The sequence below is a fragment of the Stenotrophomonas sp. DR822 genome (genome assembly GCF_019793815.1).
GTDB lineage: Bacteria > Pseudomonadota > Gammaproteobacteria > Xanthomonadales > Xanthomonadaceae > Stenotrophomonas > Stenotrophomonas indicatrix.
On record NZ_CP081826.1, the window covers coordinates 3314561 to 3334771 of the forward strand.

Below are 20211 nucleotides of genomic sequence, written 5' to 3' on the forward strand. Positions count from 1 at the left end.
CGCCATCCATGGCGCCAACGGTCCCGCCCGCCCATCCCGCCTCGCCCTCGCGAATTTCCCGGTGACGGACAGCAAGAGCGTTGGTGTTATCGGGTGGGGAAAGAGGGGTCAGATCCCTTTTCCTGCGGAAAAGGGATCTGACCCCGGAAGTCGCCGGCTGTTGCTTCTGCTTCTGCTTCTGCTTTTTTCTTTTTTCTTTTGATCTTCCGTGGCTGACGCACACGGAAACTGTCAGAGGCCGGGCGGGGTGGGCTGCGCAGGGGCGTGAGCCGCATGGGCCCGAGGCATGCCTCGGGCGGGTTGGGCAGGATGCCCAACCCCGGTCTTGCCGGGTGCGCAGGACAGCGCACACGAGCAAGTGGCGACCGAGCTTACATGGACGTACTTGCAGCGACCCCTGCGCAGTCCACCCCGCCCGGCCAAGCACAGCTGTTGCTTCCAGCCACGAGGGGCTCCGCCGTTGGCCGTATCCCGCCGATAGGCGCGATAATGAAGGGATGGAAACCGTCCGCATCGCTACCCGCAAGAGCCCGCTCGCCCTCTGGCAGAGCGAACACGTCGCCGACCGCCTGCGCCAGGCACATCCCGATCTGCACGTGGAACTGGTGCCGATGAGCACCCGCGGCGATGAGGTGCTGGACCGCTCGCTGGCGGCCATCGGTGGCAAGGGCCTGTTCCTCAAGGAACTTGAACTGGCCATGCTGCGTGGCGAGGCCGACTGCGCGGTGCACTCGTTGAAGGATGTGCCGATGGAACTGGATGCGCCGTTCGCGCTGCCGGCAATGCTGACCCGCCACGATCCGGCCGATGGTTTCGTCTCCAACCTGTATGCCTCGCTGGATGCACTGCCGATCGGTGCGCGCGTCGGTACCTCGTCACTGCGCCGCCAGGCCCAGCTGCGTGCGCTGCGCCCGGACCTGGAACTGCTGGACCTGCGCGGCAACGTCAACACCCGCCTGGCCAAGCTCGACAACGGCGGCTACGACGCCATCGTGCTGGCCGTGGCCGGGCTGGAACGGCTGGGCCTGGGCAATCGCATCGTCGCCCGCCTGCAGCCGCCGCAGTGGTTGCCGGCACCAGCACAGGGCGCGGTGGCGGTGGAGTGCGATGGCGGCAATGCCGCGCTGATGGCGCTGTTTGCAGGCCTGGATGACGCCGCCACGCGCGCCTGTGTGGAAGCGGAGCGGGCCATGAACCGCGCGCTGCACGGCAGCTGTCATGTGCCGGTGGCGGCGATCGCGCAGTGGCAGGGCCAGGACCTGCACCTGCAGGGGCTGGTCGGCAGCGCCAGCGACGGCCGCGCGGTGCGTGCCGACGCCGTGGGCCCGGCCAGCGACCCGGAAGCTTTGGGCCAGCGCGTGGCGAAGATGCTGCTGGATGCGGGTGCTGGCGAGCTGTTGAACGTCTGAGCCACCGCAGGTAGTGCCGGCCGCTGGCCGGCAACCTCATGAACCCGATGGAATGCAGTTGCCGGCCAGCGGCCGGCACTACCAAAAGCAGAACGGGCGCCAGGCGCCCGTTTCGCTTATTTGAACTTGTAGACCACGTTCATCGTGGTCAGCGTATCGGTCTTGCGCTTGTCCTCGGCGACGTCGCTGTTGTAACGCGCCTGCCAACCGGCCTTCAGCGCCAGGTGCTCGTTCATGCTCACCGAGACACCGAAATCATTCTGGCCGAAGGTGTTGTACGAACCCGATTCGACCAGCAGCGTGTTGATCAGGTCGGTGTTGTCGGTCAGCGAGTACTTCAGGTCGAACAGGCCGCGACCGATCAGGCCGGTGCGGGTGCGGTCGTCCTCGGTGCTGTGGGTGCGGCGCACACCGGGGCCGATCTGCGCATCGAACGAGAAACGCTCGGTGTTCCACAGCCGGGTGCCGTAACCCAGACCGAACGAGCTCTGCCGGTCGTAGGTGGCGAAATCATCACGCTCGGTACGTACCGTGGCCGTCAGCTGGCGATGTTCGCCCAGCTGCAGCGCGCTGCCTGCACTGCCGGTGTAGCGGTTGGCGGTGGTGTTGTTGCGGCGCGTGGTGGTGCCGTCGTCGCTGGTTTCGGTCACCTTGGAGCTGGAGCGCAGGCCGAACAGATCCATGCTGTGCACCCAGTCGCCATCGGTGTAGCGCAGGCGCAGGCGGCCGTTGAAGCTCTCGGTGCTGCTGTTGCCACGTGCCGACGCGAAGCCGAGTTCGCCACCACTGCCGCTCCACGGCGAGGACATCGCCGCCAGTTCGGAGGCATCCTGCGCATACGCCAGCGGGGCGCAGAGCAGCAAGGGGACCAGCAGGGACACGCGCAGGGACATCGAGGCTTCTCCGAAGCGGTTGGCAGCCGGTGATGATACTGGAAGCGTGATGACCGTCCGAATCGCCCGTCCCGCCTGCTTCAGCAGGCGTTGTCGGCCAGGCCCATTCAGGGCAGGTCGACCTGCAGGGCAGGATCGTTGAAGCGCGAGTACCGCAGCCGCAGCTGGAAGGGCTTGCCGTTGTTGTGGCCGCTGCGCACGATCTGCCGCGGCAGGCCCTGCGCATCCACCCAGTACTCCAGGCGCTCACCGGCCGTGGCGCCACGCAGGCGGTAGTGGCGGGTGCTGACGCCGTCCAGCGTCTGCTCGCCCAGGTCTTCGGCCTGCAGGGCCTGTGCAGGGATATCGGCGGGCAGCGGGCTGCGCCATTGCTCCAGCAGCCCCGGCGGGGTCGGCACCTGGCGGATCGCATCGTCGGCCTGCAGGAACATGGTGTCGCCGATGATCACCTGTGGTCCGGCAGGGGTCTGCACGCGGAAGCGGTCCGGGGCGACGAAGTCCATCGCGGTACGCACCGGCTGCTGCGCGCCCAGCACCTCCAGCTCGGCATGGAAGCTGCGCAGGGCGGCAAAGCGCTGGCTGGCAGACAGCACTGCCTGCGCCGGATCGGCAGCGGGGACGGGCGTGGCAGCGTCGGTGGGCGCCGGTGCGCGGTCGCAGGCGGCCAGCAGCAGGCAGGCCAGCAGGGGCAGGACAGACAACCGGCGCATCGGGCGCTCCACGGGGCAGGGGGCGCCCACGATAGCCCAATCGTCCGCCACAACGCCCGAGACTCGGACATAATCGGGGGCATGGACCGATACGAACGCATCACCGCCCTGCATCGTCTGCTCAAGTCCGCACGCTATCCGGTGACGGTGGCGACCCTGCAGGACAAGCTCGGTTGCTCCCGGGCCACCGTCTACCGCGACCTGGCGTTCCTGCGCGATGCGCTGATGGCGCCGATCGAGGGCGATGGCGAGGCCGGCTTCCGCTACCTGGCCGACGAGAGCGACCGCTTCGAGCTGCCCGGCCTGTGGCTGAGCTCGGAGGAGCTGCACGCCCTGCTGGCCTCGCAGCACCTGCTGGCCCGTACCGGCGGCGGCGTGCTGTCTTCGGTGCTGGCGCCGCTGCAGCAGCGCATCGAGAGCCTGCTGGCCGCCCAGGCCGGTGTTTCCAGCTGGCCGGTGGATCGGGTGCGGGTGATTCCGCACCGTGGCCGCAAATTCGATGAAGCCAGCTTCCGTTCGGTGGCCTCGGCGGTGCTGGAGCGCAAGCAGCTGGGCTTTGAGTACCGCGCCCGCTCGACCGACGAAGCGACCAAGCGCACCGTATCGCCGCAGCGGCTGACCCATTACCGCGACAACTGGTACCTGGACGGCTGGGACCATGATCGCGAGGCCCTGCGCAGCTTTGCGGTGGACCGCATCTACAAGGCGCGGGTGATCGACAGCACCGCCCGCGATGTCGCCGACAGCGAACTGGACGAGCAGCTCGGCGCCAGCTACGGCATCTTCTCCGGTGCGCCCAAGGGCTGGGCAACCATCCTGTTCAGTGCCAAGGCCGCGCGCTGGGTGGCCGACGAGCACTGGCACTCCAAGCAGCAGGGACGTTTCCTCGCTGATGGCCGCTACGAACTGAAAGTGCCCTACAGCGTGTCGCGCGAACTGTTGATGGACGTGTTGCATTACGGGTCCGATGCCGAGATCGTCGAGCCGATGATGCTGCGCGAGCAGGCCAAGGCACTGCTGGAACTGGCCCTGACCAACTACGAAAAATCCTGACACCTCCCCCGAGATCGATTGCGCCCATGAAGAAGACCCTGTTGCTGCCCCTGTTCGCCGCTGCGCTGGCCCTGACCGCCTGCGGCAAGTCCGGTGAGCCTTCGCAGAAGCTGGTGGTGGCCGCCACCGCCGTGCCGCACGCCGAGATCCTGGACGTGGTCAAGCCGATCCTCAAGCAGGAAGGCGTGGAGCTGGACGTGCGCGTGTTCAACGACTACGTGCAGCCCAACGACCAGCTGGTGCAGAAGCAGGTGGATGCCAACTACTTCCAGACCGAACCGTACCTGGACGCCTACAACCGTGATCGCAAGACCGACCTGACCAAGGTGGTGGGCGTGCACATCGAGCCGTTCGGTGCCTACTCGCGCAAGATCAAGTCGCTGGCCGAACTGCGTGAAGGGGCCGATGTGGTGATCCCCAACGACCCCAGCAACAACAGCCGCGCGCTGATCCTGCTGCACAAGGCCGGCGTGATCGAGCTGAAGGACCCGACCAATGCGCTGGCCACACAGCGCGACATCGTCTCCAACCCGAAGAACCTGAAGTTCCGCGAGCTGGACTCGGCGATGCTGCCGCGCGTGCTCGACCAGGTCGATCTGGCCCTGATCAACACCAACTATGCACTGGATGCCGGCCTCAACCCGACCAAGGACGCGCTGGCGATCGAGAGCAAGGACTCGCCGTACGTGAATTTCCTGGTCGCCCGCCCGGACAACAAGGATGACGCCCGCGTGCAGAAGCTGGCCAAGGCGCTGACCAGCCCGCAGGTGAAGGCCTTCATCGAGACCAAGTACAAGGGCGCGGTGCTGCCGGCGTTCTGATGTTGGGGTAGCGCCGGGCCATGCCGGGCGGAATGGGTGTCGCCGGGCATGGCCCGGCGCTGCCGCCCTCAATCGACGTGGAAGGCGAGGGTGGCGGCCACGGCCTGCTGCCACCCGGCGTAGAGTTTCTCGCGCCGGGCCACCGCCATCTGCGGTTCGAAGCGGCGATCCAGCCCCCACTGTGCCGCGATCTGTTCGCGGCTCTCCCAGAAGCCGACCGCCAGCCCGGCCAGGTAGGCCGCACCCAGCGCGGTGGTCTCGGTCACCTGCGGTCGCAGCAGGGGGACGCCGAGGATGTCGGCCTGGAAGCTGGCAAGGAAGTCGTTGCCGATCGCGCCGCCATCGGCGCGCAGTTCACTGAGCGAGATGCCCGCATCGGACTGCATCGCATCCAGAACGTCGCGGGTCTGGTAGGCCATCGCCTCCAGCGCTGCGCGCACGAAGTGGGCCTTGCCGGTGCCACGGGTCAGGCCGAACATGGCACCGCGCACGTCGCTGCGCCAGTACGGTGCACCCAGGCCGACGAAGGCCGGCACCAGGTACACCCCCGCGCTGTCCGGCACCTGTGCGGCCAAGGCCTGGCTGTCAGCAGCGCGATCGATCATGCGCAGCCCATCGCGCAGCCACTGCACCACCGAGCCGGCGATGAAGATCGACCCCTCCAGCGCGTACTCCACCTTTCCCTCCAGGCCCCAGGCAATGGTGGTCAGCAGGCCATTGCGCGAGCGCACGGCCTGCGTGCCGGTGTGCATCAGCATGAAGCAGCCGGTGCCATAGGTGTTCTTGACCATGCCTGGCTGGAAGCAGGCCTGGCCGAACAGCGCGGCCTGCTGGTCGCCGGCGATGCCGGCAATCGGGATCGGATGGTCGAAGAAGAACTGCGGGCGCGTGTGCGCGTACATCGAACTGGAATCGCGCACCTGCGGCAGCATCGCACGCGGAATGTCCAGCAGGGCCAGCAGGTCCTCGTCCCATTCCAAGGTGTGGATGTTGAACAGCAGCGTACGTGCGGCGTTGCTGTAGTCGGTCACGTGCGCCTGGCCGCCGCTGAGATTCCACACCAGCCAGCTGTCGATGGTGCCGAACAGCAGCTCGCCACGCTCGGCCCGCTGCTGCGCGCCTTCCACGTGGTCGAGGATCCAGCGGATCTTGGTGGCCGAGAAATAGGCATCGATCAGCAGGCCGGTACGCTCGCGGATCAGCGCTTCGTGGCCGTCGGACTTCAGCCGCTCGCAGATCGCCTGGCTCTGCCGCGACTGCCAGACGATGGCGTTGTGGATCGGCTGGCCGCTGGCACGGTCCCAGACCACGGTGGTTTCGCGCTGGTTGGTGATGCCCAGTGCGGCGATGTGGCGGGGATCGATCTGTTCGCGGCTGAGCAGTTCGGTGATCGTGGCGTAGACGCTTGTCAGGATCTCGCGCGGGTCATGCTCGACCCACCCCGGCTGTGGAAACAACTGGGCAAACTCGCGCTGCGCGCTGCCGACGATGTCGCCGGCGCGATCGAACAGGATCGCGCGCGAACTGGTGGTTCCCTGGTCGATGGCCAGCACGTAGCGGGGCGTCATGCAGCGTCTCCGGTGGCGATGTTGAGATCGTAATGCATCGGCGGCGCCGGGCCGCGCGCGGCATTACCGGCGATGTGAATCCATCCAGGCCTGCAGCCGTGCAGCCTGTGCCGCGTCCATCTGCAGCCCCAGCTTGCTCCGCCGCCACAGTACATCCTCGGCGCTGCGGGCCCACTCGTGGTCGCACAGGAACGCCACCTCGCGCGCGTGCAGGCCCGCGCCAAAGTCTTCGCCCAGATCGAACAGGCAGCGTGCGCCGTGCAGCAGGTCGACGCTGCGACTGCCATAGGCGCTGGCCCAGCGCCGCAGCGTGGCCTCCGGCAGCCAGGGGGCCTGGTGCCGAAGCTGTTCCCGTGCCTGCCCGGCATCGCCCCAGTCGCTGCCGGGCAGCGGCTCGCCTGTCGCCGTCCAGGCGGGGCCGGCGTGCGGCAGATAGGGGCGCAGCAGGTCCAGTGCCTCCTCGGCCAGCACCCGGTACGTGGTCAGCTTGCCGCCCAGCACGTGCAGCGCAGGCGCACCTCCGGCGTCCAGTTGCAGGCGATAGTCACGGCTCAGTTTGGCCGCGCGCGGGTCCGGGTCGGCCAGCAACGGGCGCACGCCGGCAAACTGCCAGACCACCTCGGCAGGTGCGACCGGATCACGCAGGTAGCCGTTGGCAGCGCTGCACAGGTAGTCCACTTCCGCAGGCAGCACACTGCAGCGTGCGGGGTCGCCGCGATAGTCGGTGTCGGTGGTGCCGATGAGCAGATGGTCGTGGAAGGGCAGCAGGAACACCACGCGGCCGTCGGGCTGCTGCAGCAGGCAGGCGCGGTCTTTCGGCCAGGCGCGGCGCAGCACGATGTGGCTGCCCTGTACCAGGCGCAGCGCAGGACCGCCGCTGCGGGCGTGCATGCGCTCCAGCAGACCGCCGGCCCAGGGGCCTGCGGCGTTGACCACCGCCTGTGCCTGGACGGTCTGCTGATGGCCTGCGGCGTTTTCCAGTACGCCGTGCCAGCGTCCGTGCCCGCGTTGCAGGTCCACGCAGCGCGTGCCGGTCAGGATGCATGCACTCCGCTGCGCAGCATCGAGCGCGTTGAGGATGACCAGCCGCGCATCATCCACCTGCGCGTCGGCGTAGCTGAAGGCGTGCTGCAGCTGTGGCGACAGCAGCGCGCCGAGTGGATCGGCATGCAGGTCCACGGCGCGCGACGCGGGGAAGGCGGGACTGCGCCGGCCCAGATGGTCGTACAGCCAGAGCCCGAGCCGCAGCATCCAGCGCGGGCGCAGGTGCGGCTGCCACGGAAGCACGAAGCACAGCGGCCGCACCAGGAACGGCGCCTGCCGACGCACCACCTCGCGCTCGCCCAGCGCCTTGCGCACCAAGCCGAACTCGCCCTGTTCCAGGTAGCGCAGACCGCCATGGATCAGCTTGCTGCTGGCGCTGGAGGTGTGTGCTGCCAGGTCGTGCTGTTCGCACAGCAGCACCTTCAGGCCGCGGCCGCTGGCATCGCGGGCGATACCGGCGCCGTTGATGCCACCGCCGATCACCAGCAGGTCGACCTCGTGCATCGCGCCTCCGCATCCCGTCCGTGTAGATCCGACTGTCAGTGGACTCTACAGAACCCGGGTGACGGAAACGACGACGGGCCCCGAAGGGCCCGTCGCGGTACAACAAAGACGCAGAAGCGCTTAGAAGCGGGCGCCGATGCCGAAGCCGACGGTCCACGGATCCATCTTCGCTTCGCCGATCTTCTCGCCGCCGACCTTCACGTCCGGACGCGAACGCATGTAGCGGGCGTCGGCACGGGCGAACCAGGTCGAGTTGATGTTCATGTCCACACCGACGGTGCCGATCACGCCCTTGGCGTCCTTCAGGCGGATGTCCGAGTCGCTGCCGTCGGCAAGGGTTTCATTGCTGAAGGCCGACTGGAAGTAGCCCACGCCCACGAACGGACGGAACACGTTGTCAGCCTGGCCGAAGTGGTACTGGCCGCTCAGCGCGACCGGCTGCTGCTCGACGCTGCCGAGGCGGGCATTGCCCGGGCCCTTCACCTTGTGGTCGAACTTGTCTGCAGCGCCCCACAGTTCAACGGCCCAGTTGTCGTTGATGTAGTAGCTGAAGCTGACGGTCGGTGCCGGGCCGCCATCGACCTTCTTGATGCCGTCGATCGGGTCATTCTTCGGCTGCAGCAGCGAGACGCCGCCAACCACGGCAAAATGCTTGCCCGAGGCGGTATCGGTGGTGCTGCTGTCCTGCGCGAAGGCAGCCGGTGCAAACGCGGCGGAGGTCAGCAGGGCGAGGCTCAGGATACGGATGGAGCGCATGGGGGAATCTCCTAATGTTTCTTGTTTTGGGCCCCCGGTTGCGGGGCGAGCACACCGTAGTCGCCCCAACATGAATCGAATCCGACGCGCGTTAAAAATTAGTTCGCACTGTTCAGCGAACAGCGCGAAATCCCTGTTTCCATGCGGTTTCTGCCCTCCCGGAATATTCATGCAGTTGGAGAAGATGTGAGCGCTGCAACGTTGTGCATCGGCCTGCCTGCGCAGGTGAACGCGGATTGCCGGGTGTTGCTGCTGGGTTCAATGCCCGGTATCGCTTCGTTGCAGGCACAGCATTACTACGCGCACCCGCGCAATCGTTTCTGGCCCTTGCTCGGCGATCTGTGCGGCTTCGACCCGGCAATGCCGTACGCGCAGCGACTGCAGGCGCTGGCAGCCAATGGCGTCGGCCTGTGGGATGTGATCGGCCGCTGCGAACGACGCGGCAGCCTGGATGCGGACATCGTGCGTGGCACGGAAGTGGCCAATGCACTTCCCGCACTGATCGCCGCACTGCCTGACCTGCAGCTGATCGGCTGCAACGGTGGCGCGGCGATGCAGGCCTTCCAGCGCTGGGTGCAGCCGCAGCTGGCCACGTCGGCCAAGGTGCTGGCGCTGCCGTCCACCAGTCCGGCCAACGCAGCGTGGTCCTTGCCGCGCCTGCGCCAGGCCTGGCAGCCGGTGGCCGTTGCACTGGCGACATCAAGCGGACATCGGCAGGACAATACGCTACCGACTGGAAGCGCCGACGGGCCATGAGCAACAGCGTGTCCCGGCTGCGTGCGTACTGAAAACACCTGTAACGGTTGGCGCTGGCTCCCGCTGGCCGCACAATAGACGTTTCCCTACACCAGATTGCCGGAGTTCTCCCCATGGCCGAAATCAAGGAAGCACGTGTCCCCGATATCGGTGACTACAGCGATATCCCGGTAATCGAGGTGCTTGTTGCCGTCGGCGATACGGTGAAGAAGGACCAGGGCCTGGTCACGCTGGAAAGCGATAAAGCGACCATGGAGGTGCCGTCCTCGGTGGCCGGCGTGGTCAAGGAAATCAAGGTCAAGCTGGGCGACAGCCTGTCCGAAGGCAAGGTCGTGGCACTGATCGAAGTGGCCGACGGCGAGGCTGCCCAGCCGGCCGCCGCTGCTGCACCCGCCGCGGCGCCCGCACCGGCCAAGGCCGCTGCTCCGGCCGCTGCCACCCAGGCCGCTCCCGCTCCGGCCGCTGCTGCCGCCCCCGCTGCCAGCGGCGGCGCGGTGGAAGCCCTGGTGCCGGATATCGGCGATTACAGCGGCATTCCGGTCATCGAAGTGCTGGTCGCCGTGGGCGATACGGTGAAGAAGGACCAGGGCCTGGTCACGCTGGAAAGTGACAAGGCCACCATGGAAGTGCCGTCGTCGGTCGCCGGCGTGGTCAAGGAGATCAAGGTCGAGGTCGGCGACAACCTGTCGCAGGGCAACGTGGTCGCCATCATCGAAGCCGAAGGCGCTGCCGCCCCGGCCCCGGGCAAGGCTGCCGCCGCTGCTGCCCCGGCCGCCGCCGAGACCGCCACCAAGGTCGAGCCGGTCGCCGTGCCGGCCCAGCCGGACAAGCTGGCCGCCCGCGAGATCGCCAGCGCCCCCTCGGCCGGCGCGCCGACCAGCCCGCCGGTACAGTTCAACGCCGATGGCGTGCTGCCGGCCAAGGTGCCCTACGCATCGCCGGTGGTGCGCGTGTTTGCCCGTGAGCTCGGTGTCGACCTGCTGCAGGTCAGTGGCAGCGAGAAGGGCGGCCGCATCACCAAGGCCGACGTGCAGAAGTTCGTCAAGGCCGCGCTCAGCGGCGGCGCTCCGGCAGCTGCCGGTGGCACCGTGGCTGCCGGCGGTGGCCTCAACCTGCTGCCGTGGCCGAAGGTTGATTTCAGCAAGTTCGGCGACGTGGAAGTGCAGCCGCTGTCGCGCATCAAGAAGATCTCCGGTGCGAACCTGGCCCGCAACTGGGCGATGATCCCGCACGTCACCCAGTTCGAGCAGGCCGACATCACCGACCTGGAAGGCCTGCGCGTGGCACTGAACAAGGAGAACGAGAAGGCCGGCATCAAGCTGACCATGCTCGCCTTCCTGATCAAGGCCAGCGCTGCGGCGCTGAAGAAGTTCCCGGAGTTCAACGCTTCGCTGGATGCCAGCGGCGAGAACCTGACCCTGAAGAAGTACTTCAACATCGGTTTCGCTGCCGATACCCCGAACGGCCTGGTCGTTCCGGTCATCCGCGACGTCGACAAGAAGGGCGTGGTGCAGATCGCGCAGGAAACCGGCGAGCTGGCCAAGAAGGCGCGTGACGGCAAGCTGGGCCCGGCCGACATGAGCGGCGGTTGCTTCTCGATCAGCTCACTGGGCGGCATCGGCGGCACCGCGTTCACCCCGATCGTCAATGCCCCGGAAGTGGCCATCCTCGGCGTCTCCAAGTCGTCCATCCAGCCGGTCTGGAATGGCAAGGAGTTCGCTCCGAAGCTGATGCTGCCGCTGTCGCTGAGCTACGACCACCGCGTCATCGATGGCGCCCTGGCCGCACGCTTCACCACGTACCTCTCGCAGGTGCTGGCCGACATGCGCCGCGTGCTGCTGTAAGGCACCGCTTCGCCCCCACCGTGCGGCCGCTGCCCCTGGCGCGGCCGCCTGTCGAAACGCAGTGACAGCCCGCCGGCCACGCCGGTCGGGCACGAGGAAAACCCACCATGGCCACGATTGAAATCAAGGTTCCCGACATCGGCGATTACAGCGATGTGCCGGTGATCGAAGTGCTGGTCGCCGTTGGCGATACGGTGAAGAAAGACCAGGGTCTGGTGACCCTGGAGTCGGACAAGGCGACCCTGGAAGTGCCGTCCTCGGCAGCCGGCGTGGTCAAGGAAATCAAGGTCAAGCTGGGCGACACGCTGTCCGAAGGCGCGGTCGTCGTGCTGCTGGAGACCGAAGGCGCCGCTGAAGCGCCGGCCAAGGCCGCTGCGCCGGCCCCGGCGGTTAGCGCCCCGGCCAGCAAGCCGCCGGTGACGCCGTCGCACCGCGCCCCCGCCGAGCCTGCAGCACCGAAGCCGGCGCTGGCCAGTGGCAAGGCCGCCGACATCGAGTGCGAAATGGTCGTGCTGGGCTCGGGCCCGGGCGGCTACACCGCCGCCTTCCGCGCCGCCGACGTCGGCCTGGATACGGTGCTGGTCGAACGCTACGCCAGCCTCGGCGGCGTCTGCCTCAACGTGGGCTGCATTCCGTCCAAGGCACTGCTGCATGCCGCTGCGGTGATCGACGAAGTTGCCCATGCCGGTGATTTCGGCGTCGAGTTCGGCAAGCCGACCATCACCCTGGACAAGCTGCGCCAGTACAAGGAAAAGGTCGTCAACCAGCTGACCAAGGGCCTGGCCGGCATGGCCAAGCAGCGCAAGGTCCGCAATGTGCAGGGCGTTGGTACGTTCGTGTCGGCCAACGAACTGCTGATCACCGCTGAAGACGGCAGCACCCAGCTGCTGCGCTTCCAGAAGTGCATCATCGCCGCCGGTTCGCAGGCGGTGAAGCTGCCGAACTTCCCGTGGAACGACAAGCGAGTGATGGACTCCACCGACGCGCTGGAACTGGCCGAAGTGCCGGGTTCGCTGCTGGTCGTCGGTGGCGGCATCATCGGCCTGGAAATGGCCACCGTGTATGGCGCGCTGGGTAGCAAGGTCACCGTGGTCGAGTTCATGGACCAGCTGATGCCGGGCGCCGACAAGGACCTGGTCAAGCCGCTGGCCGACCGCCTGAAGAAGCAGGGCATTGACGTGCACCTGAAGACCAAGGCCTCCGGCGTGACCGCCGATGCCAAGGGCATCACCGTGACCTTCGAAGCCGCCGAGGAAGGCCAGGCGCCGGCATTGGCGCAGGGCACCTTCGACCGCGTGCTGGTGGCCGTGGGTCGTTCGCCGAACGGCAAGAAGATCGATGCTGAAAAGGCCGGCGTGCAGGTGACCGATCGTGGCTTCATTCCGGTCGACCGGCAGATGCGCACCAACGTGCCGCACATCTTTGCCATCGGCGACATCGTCGGCAACCCGATGCTGGCCCACAAGGCCACGCACGAGGGCAAGCTGGCGGCCGAAGTGGCTGCCGGGCACAAGAAGGAGTGGGTGGCGCGGGTGATTCCGTCGGTGGCCTACACCAACCCGGAAATCGCCTGGGTTGGCGTCACCGAGACCGAAGCCAAGGCCAAGGGCCTGAAGGTTGGCGTGGCCAAGTTCCCGTGGGCCGCCAGCGGCCGCGCGATCGGCATCGGCCGCACCGAGGGCTTCACCAAGCTGATCTTCGACGAGGACAGCCACCGCATCATCGGCGGTGCGATCGTCGGCGTGCACGCCGGTGATCTGCTGGCCGAGATCGGCCTGGCGATCGAGATGGGTGCCGAGGCCGAAGACATCGGCCACACCATCCACGCGCACCCGACGCTGAGCGAATCGGTGGCGATGGCCTCGGAAATCTACGACGGCACGATCACCGATCTGTATCTTCCTAAAAAGAAGTAGCGCCGGGCCATGCCCGGCGAAACAAAAAACCCGGCGCAAGCCGGGTTTTTTGTTGGTCGTCTGCGCGAGTCTTTGATCATTCTCACTGCAAGCGTTCGGGCCGCTGCGCGGGCGGCAGGCATTTCGACAAATGTCCCCCGTCGCCCGCCTTCGGCGGTCGCCTCCTCCTTTACTTTGTCGAAATGCCTGTCGCCCGCGCAGCGGCTCGGCTTGCGGAAGGCGGAGCCCAACCACCGCCACCGCAGCGGCTGTCTGGATGCCTGACACACGGAGGGAGAGGCGCCTGGGGGCATTCGCACCCAGCCCCCTCTCCCTCCAGCGCTCGACCAACCCGCTTCTGCTCTTCTGTCGGAAACGCACAAAAAACGCGGCCCCCGATGTTCCGGAGGCCGCGCCAGGAGAGAGCGTGTTGTGGAAGGGGAGCAGGGCTTAGAAGCTGACGCTGATACCCGCCACCGGGCCCTTGAATTCCTGCTTCAGGCCGATGGTGCCGTCGCTGCCCTTCTTGTCCGCGTCCAGCTTGAACCAGTCGTAGCCGGCGAACACGCCGAAGTTGTCGGTGAAGCGGTAATCGACGATGGCGTTGGCGCGGCTCAGGTCACCCTTGTAGTCGTCAAAGCTGCCCCAGCGGGTGTTCAGATACTGGCCCTGCAGGGTGATCATCCACTTTTCCGACGGGGTGAAGCTCAGGCGTGCACCGACCACCGGCGCCACACCGTCGGTCTTCTCGTCCAGGAACCGGCCTTCATACACCGTGCCCAGGTCGGCGTAGCCCTTGGTGCTGACCTTGGCGTATTCGGCACCCAGCTGCAGCCCGAGGTCGAACTTCTCGGTGTCCACCACCGAGTAGTCATACACCAGGCTGGCCACCTGGTACTTCAGCTCGGCCTTGACGAAGCTGTCGGCCGGCACGTTGACGTTGCCGAAGGAAATGTCCTCGCCAAGCGTCTCGCGGCGGTCCTTGTCGTACTTGAAGTAGTTGAACAGCAGGCGCTGACGGTTGCTGATGCGGAACATGCCGTCGATGCGCGGCTCCCATTCCTTGCCACCCAGCTTGAAGTCCTCGGAGAAGCCGATGTCCTGGCCGGCGACATTGGTGTTGCCGCGCAGGGTGTTGTCCGAGTCGATGTTCATCGCACCCAGGCGCAGGGCGAAGCGGTCATCGCCTTCGGCGGCATGGGCGGAGGAGGCGAACGACGCGCCGGCGGCGAGAAGCGAGAGGGCGAGCAGGGTGGGGACGGAGCGCATCGAAAGAGTCCTTGCAGTGGTTCATCGGAATGAAGGCCACTTTGCCGGACGTCGCTGTCCACCATTCGTGAAGGTATGGTTCACGCGATGTGGACGGTTCAGCGCTGTCAGCGCCCTGCGAAAAGATGGCCCCGGAGCGGCGCTTCGGGGCCATCGTGGGGACCTGCAGGCGAAGCGTCGACGAGGTAGCTGCAGGCAGGTCGGAAGATGGGACCACGGCCGTCGGCGGAAAGTTCCGTCGCCTGCGACCAAAGTTCAATACGTTGCATCGCAACATCGCGCAGATGGCATTGTCCCCGTGGTGGGCTGCAAAACCGCAGCCCTTACCGCAACTTGCGCTGTTCCGATATGAACAGGCAGCGGTTGTCTCGCAAATTGTCCCATTGCTATAATTTGGCGGCTCGATGAGGCCCCCCTGCTGTAGTCGCCTCAGCCATCCACTTGTAACCACGCGGGACGTCCTGTGCTGAACTCCGTAGAAACGGGTCGGCGACTGATGCTGCGCGCCGCGGTCTACCCGCTGGCCGCGGTGGCTGTCCTGGCTCTGGCCTTCCTGCTGGTGGGGCCGAAGTATGCCCTTGGTGCCCTGGCATCCGGTGTGGCGGTTTCGGCCGGTGGTTGGGTGGCGGCACGGATGGCGCTGGGTGGTGGTGCGCTGGGGGCCGGTTCGGCCATGGCACGCCTGATCGTTGCGATCGTGGCCAAGTGGGCGCTCGTTTTTGGTGTCCTGATGGTGGGATTCCTGGTCTTCAAGCTGCCTGCACTGGCGCTGTTGGCCGGTATCGCCGTCGGGCTGATGTTCCAGGTCCTGGCCATGGCCAGGCGCTAATCGAATTCATTTAACTTAAGGTTCCGGACACATGGCAGGCGAGGCGCTTACACCCACCTCCTACATCCAGCATCACCTGCACAATCTGACGGCAGGTCATGGCACCCCGTGGGCGATCCACGTGGACACGCTGGTAACCTCGCTGCTGATGGGCCTGGTGATGGTCGTCGCCTTCTGGATGGCGACCCGCAAGGCCACCTCCGGCGTGCCGGGCAAGTGGCAGGCGTTCGTCGAGATCTGCCTGGAGTTCGTTGACCGCCAGGCCAAGGACACCTATCACGGCACCAGCAAGCTGGTGACCCCGATCGCGATCACGATCTTCTTCTGGATCCTCCTGATGAACCTCATCAAGATGATCCCGGCCGACTTCATCGCCAAGCCGCTCGAGCTGATGGGCGTGCCGTACTGGAAGCCGGTCCCCACCGCAGACGTCAATGCCACCCTGGGCATGTCGATCAGCGTGTTCTTCCTGATGCTGTTCTTCGCGTTGCGTGCCAAGGGTATTGGTGGTTTCACCAAGGAATTCCTGACCGCACCGTTCGGCAAGTGGATGATGCCGTTCAACCTGATCCTGAACATCGTCGAGTGGCTGAGCAAGCCGATTTCGCTGGCGATGCGACTGTTCGGCAACATGTTCGGCGGTGAAATCGTGTTCCTGCTGATCTGGGTGCTGGGCGGTGCAGGTATCGCCGGCATGTTTGCAGGCGCGTTCGCCGGCTTCGGCTGGATGCTGTTCCACCTGCTGGTGATCCCGCTGCAGGCCTTCATCTTCATGATGCTGTCCATCGTGTACCTGAGCCTGTCGGAAGACGCTCACTGAGTTTCGCTTCACCCTTCATCCGTTTGTTTCTAAACCCTTAGCAATCAAGTTCCTGGAGAAAACCATGTACTTCGCCGTCCTGACCAATCTCGCCCAAGTTCAGAGCTCCACCGTCCTCGCCGTCGGCATCATGATCGGCCTGGCCGCGCTGGGCGCCGGTCTGGGTCTGGCCATCATGGCCGGTAAGTTCCTGGAGTCGGCCGCGCGCCAGCCGGAACTGATCCCGGTCCTGCAGGTCCGCATGTTCATCACCGCCGGCCTGATCGACGCCGCCTTCATCATCTCGGTCGCCGTGGGCCTGCTGTTCGCCTTCGCCAACCCGCTGGTCGGCGAGTTCGTCTCGCGCCTGCCGGCAATCGCTGGCTGATCCAGCGAAAGTGAAACGACCGGGCGCCGCAGGCGCCTGGTCGCGGATGAAGGTTCGGAGGCGCCGCCCGTGTGGCGGCGCATCCATCCCGTCACAACCGACTGAGCGAACCCCATGGATATCGGTTTTACCCTCATCGCCCAGGCCCTGGCCTTTGCCGCCCTGATCTGGCTCATCGCGACCAAGATCTGGCCGCCGCTGATGAACGCGATCGAAGAGCGCCAGCAGAAGATCGCTGAAGGCCTCGCTGCTGCCGACCGCAGCCAGAAAGATCTGGCCCAGGCGCAGGACAAGGTCAATGAAGCGCTGAAGGAAGCCCGCACCAAGGCCAACGAGATCATCGACCAGGCCCACGCGCGTGCCAACCAGATCGTCGACGCGGCCCGCAACGAAGCTGTTGCCGAAGCCACCCGTCAGAAGGACCTGGCCCAGGCCGAAATCGACGCCGCCGCCAACCGTGCCCGTGAAGATCTGCGCAAGCAGGTGTCCGCGCTGGCCGTGACCGGTGCCGAAAAGCTGCTCAAGCGCGAAATCGACGCCAACGCCCACAAGGCGCTGCTCGACGAGCTGGCCTCGGAGATTTAAGGATGAGCCAGGCCCTCACGCTTGCCCGCCCGTACGCCCGCGCCGCCTTCGCGACCGCGCGTGACGAAGGCGCGTTCGCGCCGTGGTCGGACGCTTTGGCGTTCTCCGCCCACGTCGCCGCCGACCCGCGCGTGGCGGCCCTGCTCGCCAACCCGGAGCTGGGTCGCGATGACGCCATCGCCCTGCTGGCGCCGGAGTCCCGCGGCGAGACCTACTCGCGCTTCCTGGCTGTGCTTGCCGAGTCGCATCGTCTGCCGCTGCTGCCGGAGATCGCCGGCATGTTCGACGCCCTGCGCGCCGAGGCCGAGCACGTGGTCAAGGCCACGGTGACCTCCGCGGCCGAGCTGTCGGTTGCCGAGCTGGACGCGATCAAGGCCGCGCTGCGCAAGCGCTTCAACCGCGAGGTCGAAGTGACCACCGCGGTCGACGCCTCGCTGATCGGCGGCGCTGTGATCGACGCCGGCGACGTGGTCATCGATGGTTCGCTGAAGGGCAAGCTGGCCCGTCTGCAGACCGCGCTCGCTAACTGAATTCATTTAACGTCCGGCCCCGCTGCCGGCACTAGGACTTGACGATGGCAACCACGCTCAACCCCTCCGAAATCAGCGAACTGATCAAGAACCGCATCGAGAAGGTCAAGCTGGCCGCGGAATCGCGCAACGAAGGCACCGTGACCAGCGTGTCCGACGGCATCGTGCGCATCTTCGGTCTGGCCGACGTGATGCAGGGCGAAATGATCGAACTGCCGAACAACACCTTTGCCCTGGCCCTGAACCTGGAGCGCGACTCGGTCGGCGCCGTGGTCCTGGGTGGCTACGAGAACGTGCGCGAAGGTGACGTCGCCAAGACCACCGGCCGCATCCTGGAAGTGCCGGTCGGTCCGGAACTGCTGGGCCGCGTCGTCAACGCGCTCGGCGAGCCGATCGACGGCAAGGGCCCGCTGGCCACCCAGCTGACCGCTCCGGTGGAGCGCGTTGCTCCGGGCGTGATCTGGCGCAAGTCGGTCGACCAGCCGGTGCAGACCGGTTACAAGTCGGTCGACTCGATGATCCCGATCGGCCGTGGCCAGCGCGAGCTGGTCATCGGTGACCGCCAGACCGGCAAGACCGCACTGGCCATCGATGCGGTGATCAACCAGAAGGGCACCGGCATCAAGTGCGTGTACGTAGCGATCGGCCAGAAGGCTTCGACCGTTGCCAACATCGTGCGCAAGCTGGAAGAGAACGGCGCCCTGGCGCACACCATCGTGGTGGCTGCCACCGCGTCCGAATCGGCCGCGATGCAGTACATCAGTGCCTACTCGGGCTGCACCATGGGCGAGTACTTCATGGACCGCGGCGAAGACGCGCTGATCGTGTACGACGATCTGTCCAAGCAGGCCGTGGCCTACCGCCAGATCTCGCTGCTGCTGAAGCGCCCGCCGGGCCGTGAAGCCTACCCGGGTGACGTGTTCTACCTGCACTCCCGTCTGCTCGAGCGCGCTGCCCGCGTGTCCGAAGAGTACGTCGAGAAGTTCACCAACGGTGCGGTGACCGGCAAGACCGGTTCGCTGACCGCGCTGCCGATCATCGAGACCCAGGCCGGCGACGTTTCCGCGTTCGTTCCGACCAACGTGATCTCGATCACCGACGGCCAGATCTTCCTGGAAACCGATCTGTTCAACGCCGGCATCCGCCCGGCCGTGAACGCCGGTATCTCGGTGTCGCGCGTCGGTGGTTCGGCGCAGACCAAGATCATCAAGAAGCTGTCCGGCGGCATCCGTATCTCGCTGGCCCAGTACCGCGAGCTGGCTGCGTTCGCGCAGTTCGCCTCGGACCTGGACGAAGCCACCCGCAAGCAGCTTGAGCGCGGCCAGCGCGTCACCGAGCTGATGAAGCAGAAGCAGTACGCGCCGATGTCGATCGCCAACCAGGCGCTGTCGATCTACGCCGTCAACGAGGGTTACCTCGACGACGTGCCGGTCAGCAAGCTGCTGGCGTTCGAAGAAGGCCTGCACGCGCACTTCGCCAACACCCAGGGCGAACTGATCGGCAAGGTCAACGCCACCGGCGGTTGGGACAACGACATCGAAGGTGCCTTCAAGAAGGGCATCGTCGAGTTCAAGACCACCGGCAGCTGGTAATCGAGGTCCTGTAGAGCGGAGCGATGCTCCGCTGGACCAGACGATCAAACGGTTGAACAACGCGGGGCCCCGGCCCCGCGCCACGGGAATAAAAGATGGCAAGCGGACGCGAAATCAAAACCAAGATCAAGAGCGTGCAGAACACCCGCAAGGTGACGCGCGCCCTGGAAATGGTCTCGGCCTCCAAGATCCGCAAGGCGCAGGATCGGATGAAGACCTCGCGTCCGTACGCGCAGGCGATGAAGCAGGTGATCGGCCACCTGGCGCAGGCCAGCACCGACTACCAGCATCCGTTCCTGGTCGAGCGTGAGCAGGTCAAGCGGGTCGGTTTCATCGTGATCTCCTCCGATCGCGGTCTGGCCGGCGGCCTCAACAACAACCTGTTCCGCAGGATGCTTGGCGAAGCCAAGGCCTGGCAGGACAAGGGCGCCGAAGTGGACCTGGTGACCATCGGCCAGAAGGCATCGACCTTCTTCCGCCGGGTCAAGGTGAACATGGTCGGCACGGTGACCCACATCGGCGACACGCCGAAGCTGGAATCGCTGATCGGTGTGATCAAGGTCATGCTCGACGCCTTCACCGAAGGCAAGGTCGACCGCGTGTACCTGGTCTATAACCGCTTCGTCAACACGATGACGCAGAAGGCCAGCTTCGATCAGCTGCTGCCGCTGCCGGCCGCTGAGAAGCAGGTTGCGCACCACGACTGGGACTACCTGTACGAACCCGATGCCGCGACCGTGCTCGAGCACGTGATGACGCGTTACATCGAGTCGCTGGTGTACCAGGCGCTGCTGGAAAACGTCGCTTCCGAGCATGCCGCGCGCATGGTGGCGATGAAGTCGGCCAGTGACAACGCCAACAAGCTGATCGGAACCCTGCAGCTGGTCTACAACAAGGCCCGCCAGGCAGCGATCACCCAGGAAATCTCCGAAATCGTCGGCGGCGCGGCAGCAGTCTGACCGCGTT

Annotated in this window: 19 protein-coding genes; 13 read left to right on the forward strand and 6 right to left on the reverse strand. The window is 66.0% G+C overall.

The genetic code is table 11. The features are described 5' to 3' along the window. Positions 1 to 497 precede the first annotated feature (497 nt). Entirely contained in the window at positions 498 to 1409 is a 912-nt protein-coding gene (hemC, locus tag K5K93_RS15225) for a hydroxymethylbilane synthase (RefSeq protein WP_033832280.1), read from the forward strand. 116 nt (positions 1410 to 1525) lie between these two features. On the opposite strand, the gene K5K93_RS15230 is transcribed toward hemC, so the two are convergent. Together K5K93_RS15230 and K5K93_RS15235 are read right to left on the reverse strand one after the other, a co-directional pair. Continuing rightward, positions 1526 to 2302: a DUF481 domain-containing protein gene (locus K5K93_RS15230; protein WP_025877391.1), complete on the reverse strand. Its 777-nt coding sequence runs from the start codon at positions 2300 to 2302 to the stop codon at positions 1526 to 1528. Positions 2303 to 2409: 107 nt separating this feature from the next. Continuing rightward, positions 2410 to 3012 (reverse strand): hypothetical protein, encoded by a 603-nt coding sequence (locus K5K93_RS15235; protein ID WP_032976576.1) that lies wholly within the window; start codon positions 3010 to 3012, stop codon positions 2410 to 2412. Between the two features lie 81 nt (positions 3013 to 3093). Here K5K93_RS15235 and K5K93_RS15240 point away from each other — a divergent pair, with 81 nt between their 5' ends. Both K5K93_RS15240 and K5K93_RS15245 read left to right on the forward strand, forming a co-directional pair. Continuing rightward, a complete protein-coding gene (locus K5K93_RS15240; RefSeq protein ID WP_025877388.1) occupies positions 3094 to 4065 on the forward strand; it encodes a YafY family protein in 972 nt (323 codons plus the stop codon). Positions 4066 to 4091: 26 nt separating this feature from the next. Continuing rightward, positions 4092 to 4886, forward strand: a complete 795-nt coding sequence (locus K5K93_RS15245) for a MetQ/NlpA family ABC transporter substrate-binding protein (protein WP_222388323.1) — start codon at positions 4092 to 4094, stop codon at positions 4884 to 4886. 68 nt (positions 4887 to 4954) lie between these two features. Here the strand turns inward: K5K93_RS15245 and glpK are convergent, their stop codons facing one another. From glpK to K5K93_RS15260, 3 genes are all read right to left on the reverse strand, one after another. Continuing rightward, a complete protein-coding gene (gene glpK / locus K5K93_RS15250) occupies positions 4955 to 6454 on the reverse strand; it encodes a glycerol kinase GlpK (protein ID WP_222388324.1) in 1500 nt (499 codons plus the stop codon). Between the two features lie 63 nt (positions 6455 to 6517). Then, positions 6518 to 8002 (reverse strand): glycerol-3-phosphate dehydrogenase, encoded by a 1485-nt coding sequence (gene glpD, locus K5K93_RS15255; RefSeq protein WP_222388325.1) that lies wholly within the window; start codon positions 8000 to 8002, stop codon positions 6518 to 6520. 120 nt (positions 8003 to 8122) lie between these two features. After that, positions 8123 to 8758, reverse strand: a complete 636-nt coding sequence (locus K5K93_RS15260; RefSeq protein ID WP_049464294.1) for an OmpW family outer membrane protein — start codon at positions 8756 to 8758, stop codon at positions 8123 to 8125. Positions 8759 to 8944: 186 nt separating this feature from the next. Between K5K93_RS15260 and K5K93_RS15265 the strand changes: the two genes are divergently transcribed. The 3 genes from K5K93_RS15265 to lpdA all read left to right on the forward strand — a co-directional run bounded on the left by K5K93_RS15265 (position 8945) and on the right by lpdA (position 13274). Continuing rightward, positions 8945 to 9514, forward strand: coding sequence for a DNA-deoxyinosine glycosylase (locus K5K93_RS15265; protein WP_222388326.1), 570 nt, complete (start codon positions 8945 to 8947; stop codon positions 9512 to 9514). Between the two features lie 113 nt (positions 9515 to 9627). Then, the gene (gene aceF / locus K5K93_RS15270; RefSeq protein WP_222388327.1) at positions 9628 to 11358 is read left to right on the forward strand and encodes a dihydrolipoyllysine-residue acetyltransferase; all 1731 of its coding nucleotides are present in this window, start codon (positions 9628 to 9630) and stop codon (positions 11356 to 11358) included. Positions 11359 to 11465: 107 nt separating this feature from the next. Further along, positions 11466 to 13274, forward strand: a complete 1809-nt coding sequence (lpdA, locus tag K5K93_RS15275) for a dihydrolipoyl dehydrogenase (RefSeq protein WP_222388328.1) — start codon at positions 11466 to 11468, stop codon at positions 13272 to 13274. Between the two features lie 429 nt (positions 13275 to 13703). On the opposite strand, the gene K5K93_RS15280 is transcribed toward lpdA, so the two are convergent. Beyond that, complete coding sequence (locus K5K93_RS15280; protein ID WP_222388329.1) at positions 13704 to 14522, reverse strand: hypothetical protein; 819 nt, start codon at positions 14520 to 14522, stop codon at positions 13704 to 13706. 496 nt (positions 14523 to 15018) lie between these two features. Between K5K93_RS15280 and K5K93_RS15285 the strand changes: the two genes are divergently transcribed. The 7 genes from K5K93_RS15285 to atpG all read left to right on the forward strand — a co-directional run bounded on the left by K5K93_RS15285 (position 15019) and on the right by atpG (position 20204). After that, the gene (locus tag K5K93_RS15285) at positions 15019 to 15351 is read left to right on the forward strand and encodes a hypothetical protein (protein ID WP_032952006.1); all 333 of its coding nucleotides are present in this window, start codon (positions 15019 to 15021) and stop codon (positions 15349 to 15351) included. A 31-nt stretch (positions 15352 to 15382) separates the two neighbouring features. Beyond that, a complete protein-coding gene (gene atpB / locus K5K93_RS15290; protein WP_025877369.1) occupies positions 15383 to 16171 on the forward strand; it encodes a F0F1 ATP synthase subunit A in 789 nt (262 codons plus the stop codon). A 64-nt stretch (positions 16172 to 16235) separates the two neighbouring features. After that, positions 16236 to 16538, forward strand: a complete 303-nt coding sequence (atpE, locus tag K5K93_RS15295; RefSeq protein WP_025877367.1) for a F0F1 ATP synthase subunit C — start codon at positions 16236 to 16238, stop codon at positions 16536 to 16538. Positions 16539 to 16652: 114 nt separating this feature from the next. Then, positions 16653 to 17123, forward strand: a complete 471-nt coding sequence (locus tag K5K93_RS15300) for a F0F1 ATP synthase subunit B (RefSeq protein ID WP_025877365.1) — start codon at positions 16653 to 16655, stop codon at positions 17121 to 17123. A 2-nt stretch (positions 17124 to 17125) separates the two neighbouring features. Beyond that, on the forward strand, positions 17126 to 17653 hold the full coding sequence (locus K5K93_RS15305; RefSeq protein WP_049464303.1) for a F0F1 ATP synthase subunit delta: 528 nt from the start codon (positions 17126 to 17128) through the stop codon (positions 17651 to 17653). 44 nt (positions 17654 to 17697) lie between these two features. Next, entirely contained in the window at positions 17698 to 19245 is a 1548-nt protein-coding gene (atpA, locus tag K5K93_RS15310) for a F0F1 ATP synthase subunit alpha (protein WP_025877361.1), read from the forward strand. Between the two features lie 95 nt (positions 19246 to 19340). Next, positions 19341 to 20204: a F0F1 ATP synthase subunit gamma gene (gene atpG, locus K5K93_RS15315; RefSeq protein ID WP_025877359.1), complete on the forward strand. Its 864-nt coding sequence runs from the start codon at positions 19341 to 19343 to the stop codon at positions 20202 to 20204. Positions 20205 to 20211: the final 7 nt, after the last annotated feature.

Coding starts and splice junctions, on each gene's coding strand:
- K5K93_RS15235 (WP_032976576.1), bottom strand. CDS start 3,012: ATGCGCCGGTTGTCTGTCCTGCCCCTGCTGGCCTGCCTGCTGCTGGCC.
- K5K93_RS15260 (WP_049464294.1), bottom strand. CDS start 8,758: ATGCGCTCCATCCGTATCCTGAGCCTCGCCCTGCTGACCTCCGCCGCG.
- aceF (WP_222388327.1), top strand. CDS start 9,628: ATGGCCGAAATCAAGGAAGCACGTGTCCCCGATATCGGTGACTACAGC.
- K5K93_RS15245 (WP_222388323.1), top strand. CDS start 4,092: ATGAAGAAGACCCTGTTGCTGCCCCTGTTCGCCGCTGCGCTGGCCCTG.
- K5K93_RS15240 (WP_025877388.1), top strand. CDS start 3,094: ATGGACCGATACGAACGCATCACCGCCCTGCATCGTCTGCTCAAGTCC.
- glpD (WP_222388325.1), bottom strand. CDS start 8,002: ATGCACGAGGTCGACCTGCTGGTGATCGGCGGTGGCATCAACGGCGCC.
- K5K93_RS15305 (WP_049464303.1), top strand. CDS start 17,126: ATGAGCCAGGCCCTCACGCTTGCCCGCCCGTACGCCCGCGCCGCCTTC.
- atpG (WP_025877359.1), top strand. CDS start 19,341: ATGGCAAGCGGACGCGAAATCAAAACCAAGATCAAGAGCGTGCAGAAC.
- lpdA (WP_222388328.1), top strand. CDS start 11,466: ATGGCCACGATTGAAATCAAGGTTCCCGACATCGGCGATTACAGCGAT.
- K5K93_RS15280 (WP_222388329.1), bottom strand. CDS start 14,522: ATGCGCTCCGTCCCCACCCTGCTCGCCCTCTCGCTTCTCGCCGCCGGC.
- K5K93_RS15300 (WP_025877365.1), top strand. CDS start 16,653: ATGGATATCGGTTTTACCCTCATCGCCCAGGCCCTGGCCTTTGCCGCC.
- atpA (WP_025877361.1), top strand. CDS start 17,698: ATGGCAACCACGCTCAACCCCTCCGAAATCAGCGAACTGATCAAGAAC.
- K5K93_RS15285 (WP_032952006.1), top strand. CDS start 15,019: ATGCTGCGCGCCGCGGTCTACCCGCTGGCCGCGGTGGCTGTCCTGGCT.
- atpB (WP_025877369.1), top strand. CDS start 15,383: ATGGCAGGCGAGGCGCTTACACCCACCTCCTACATCCAGCATCACCTG.
- atpE (WP_025877367.1), top strand. CDS start 16,236: ATGTACTTCGCCGTCCTGACCAATCTCGCCCAAGTTCAGAGCTCCACC.
- glpK (WP_222388324.1), bottom strand. CDS start 6,454: ATGACGCCCCGCTACGTGCTGGCCATCGACCAGGGAACCACCAGTTCG.
- hemC (WP_033832280.1), top strand. CDS start 498: ATGGAAACCGTCCGCATCGCTACCCGCAAGAGCCCGCTCGCCCTCTGG.
- K5K93_RS15230 (WP_025877391.1), bottom strand. CDS start 2,302: ATGTCCCTGCGCGTGTCCCTGCTGGTCCCCTTGCTGCTCTGCGCCCCG.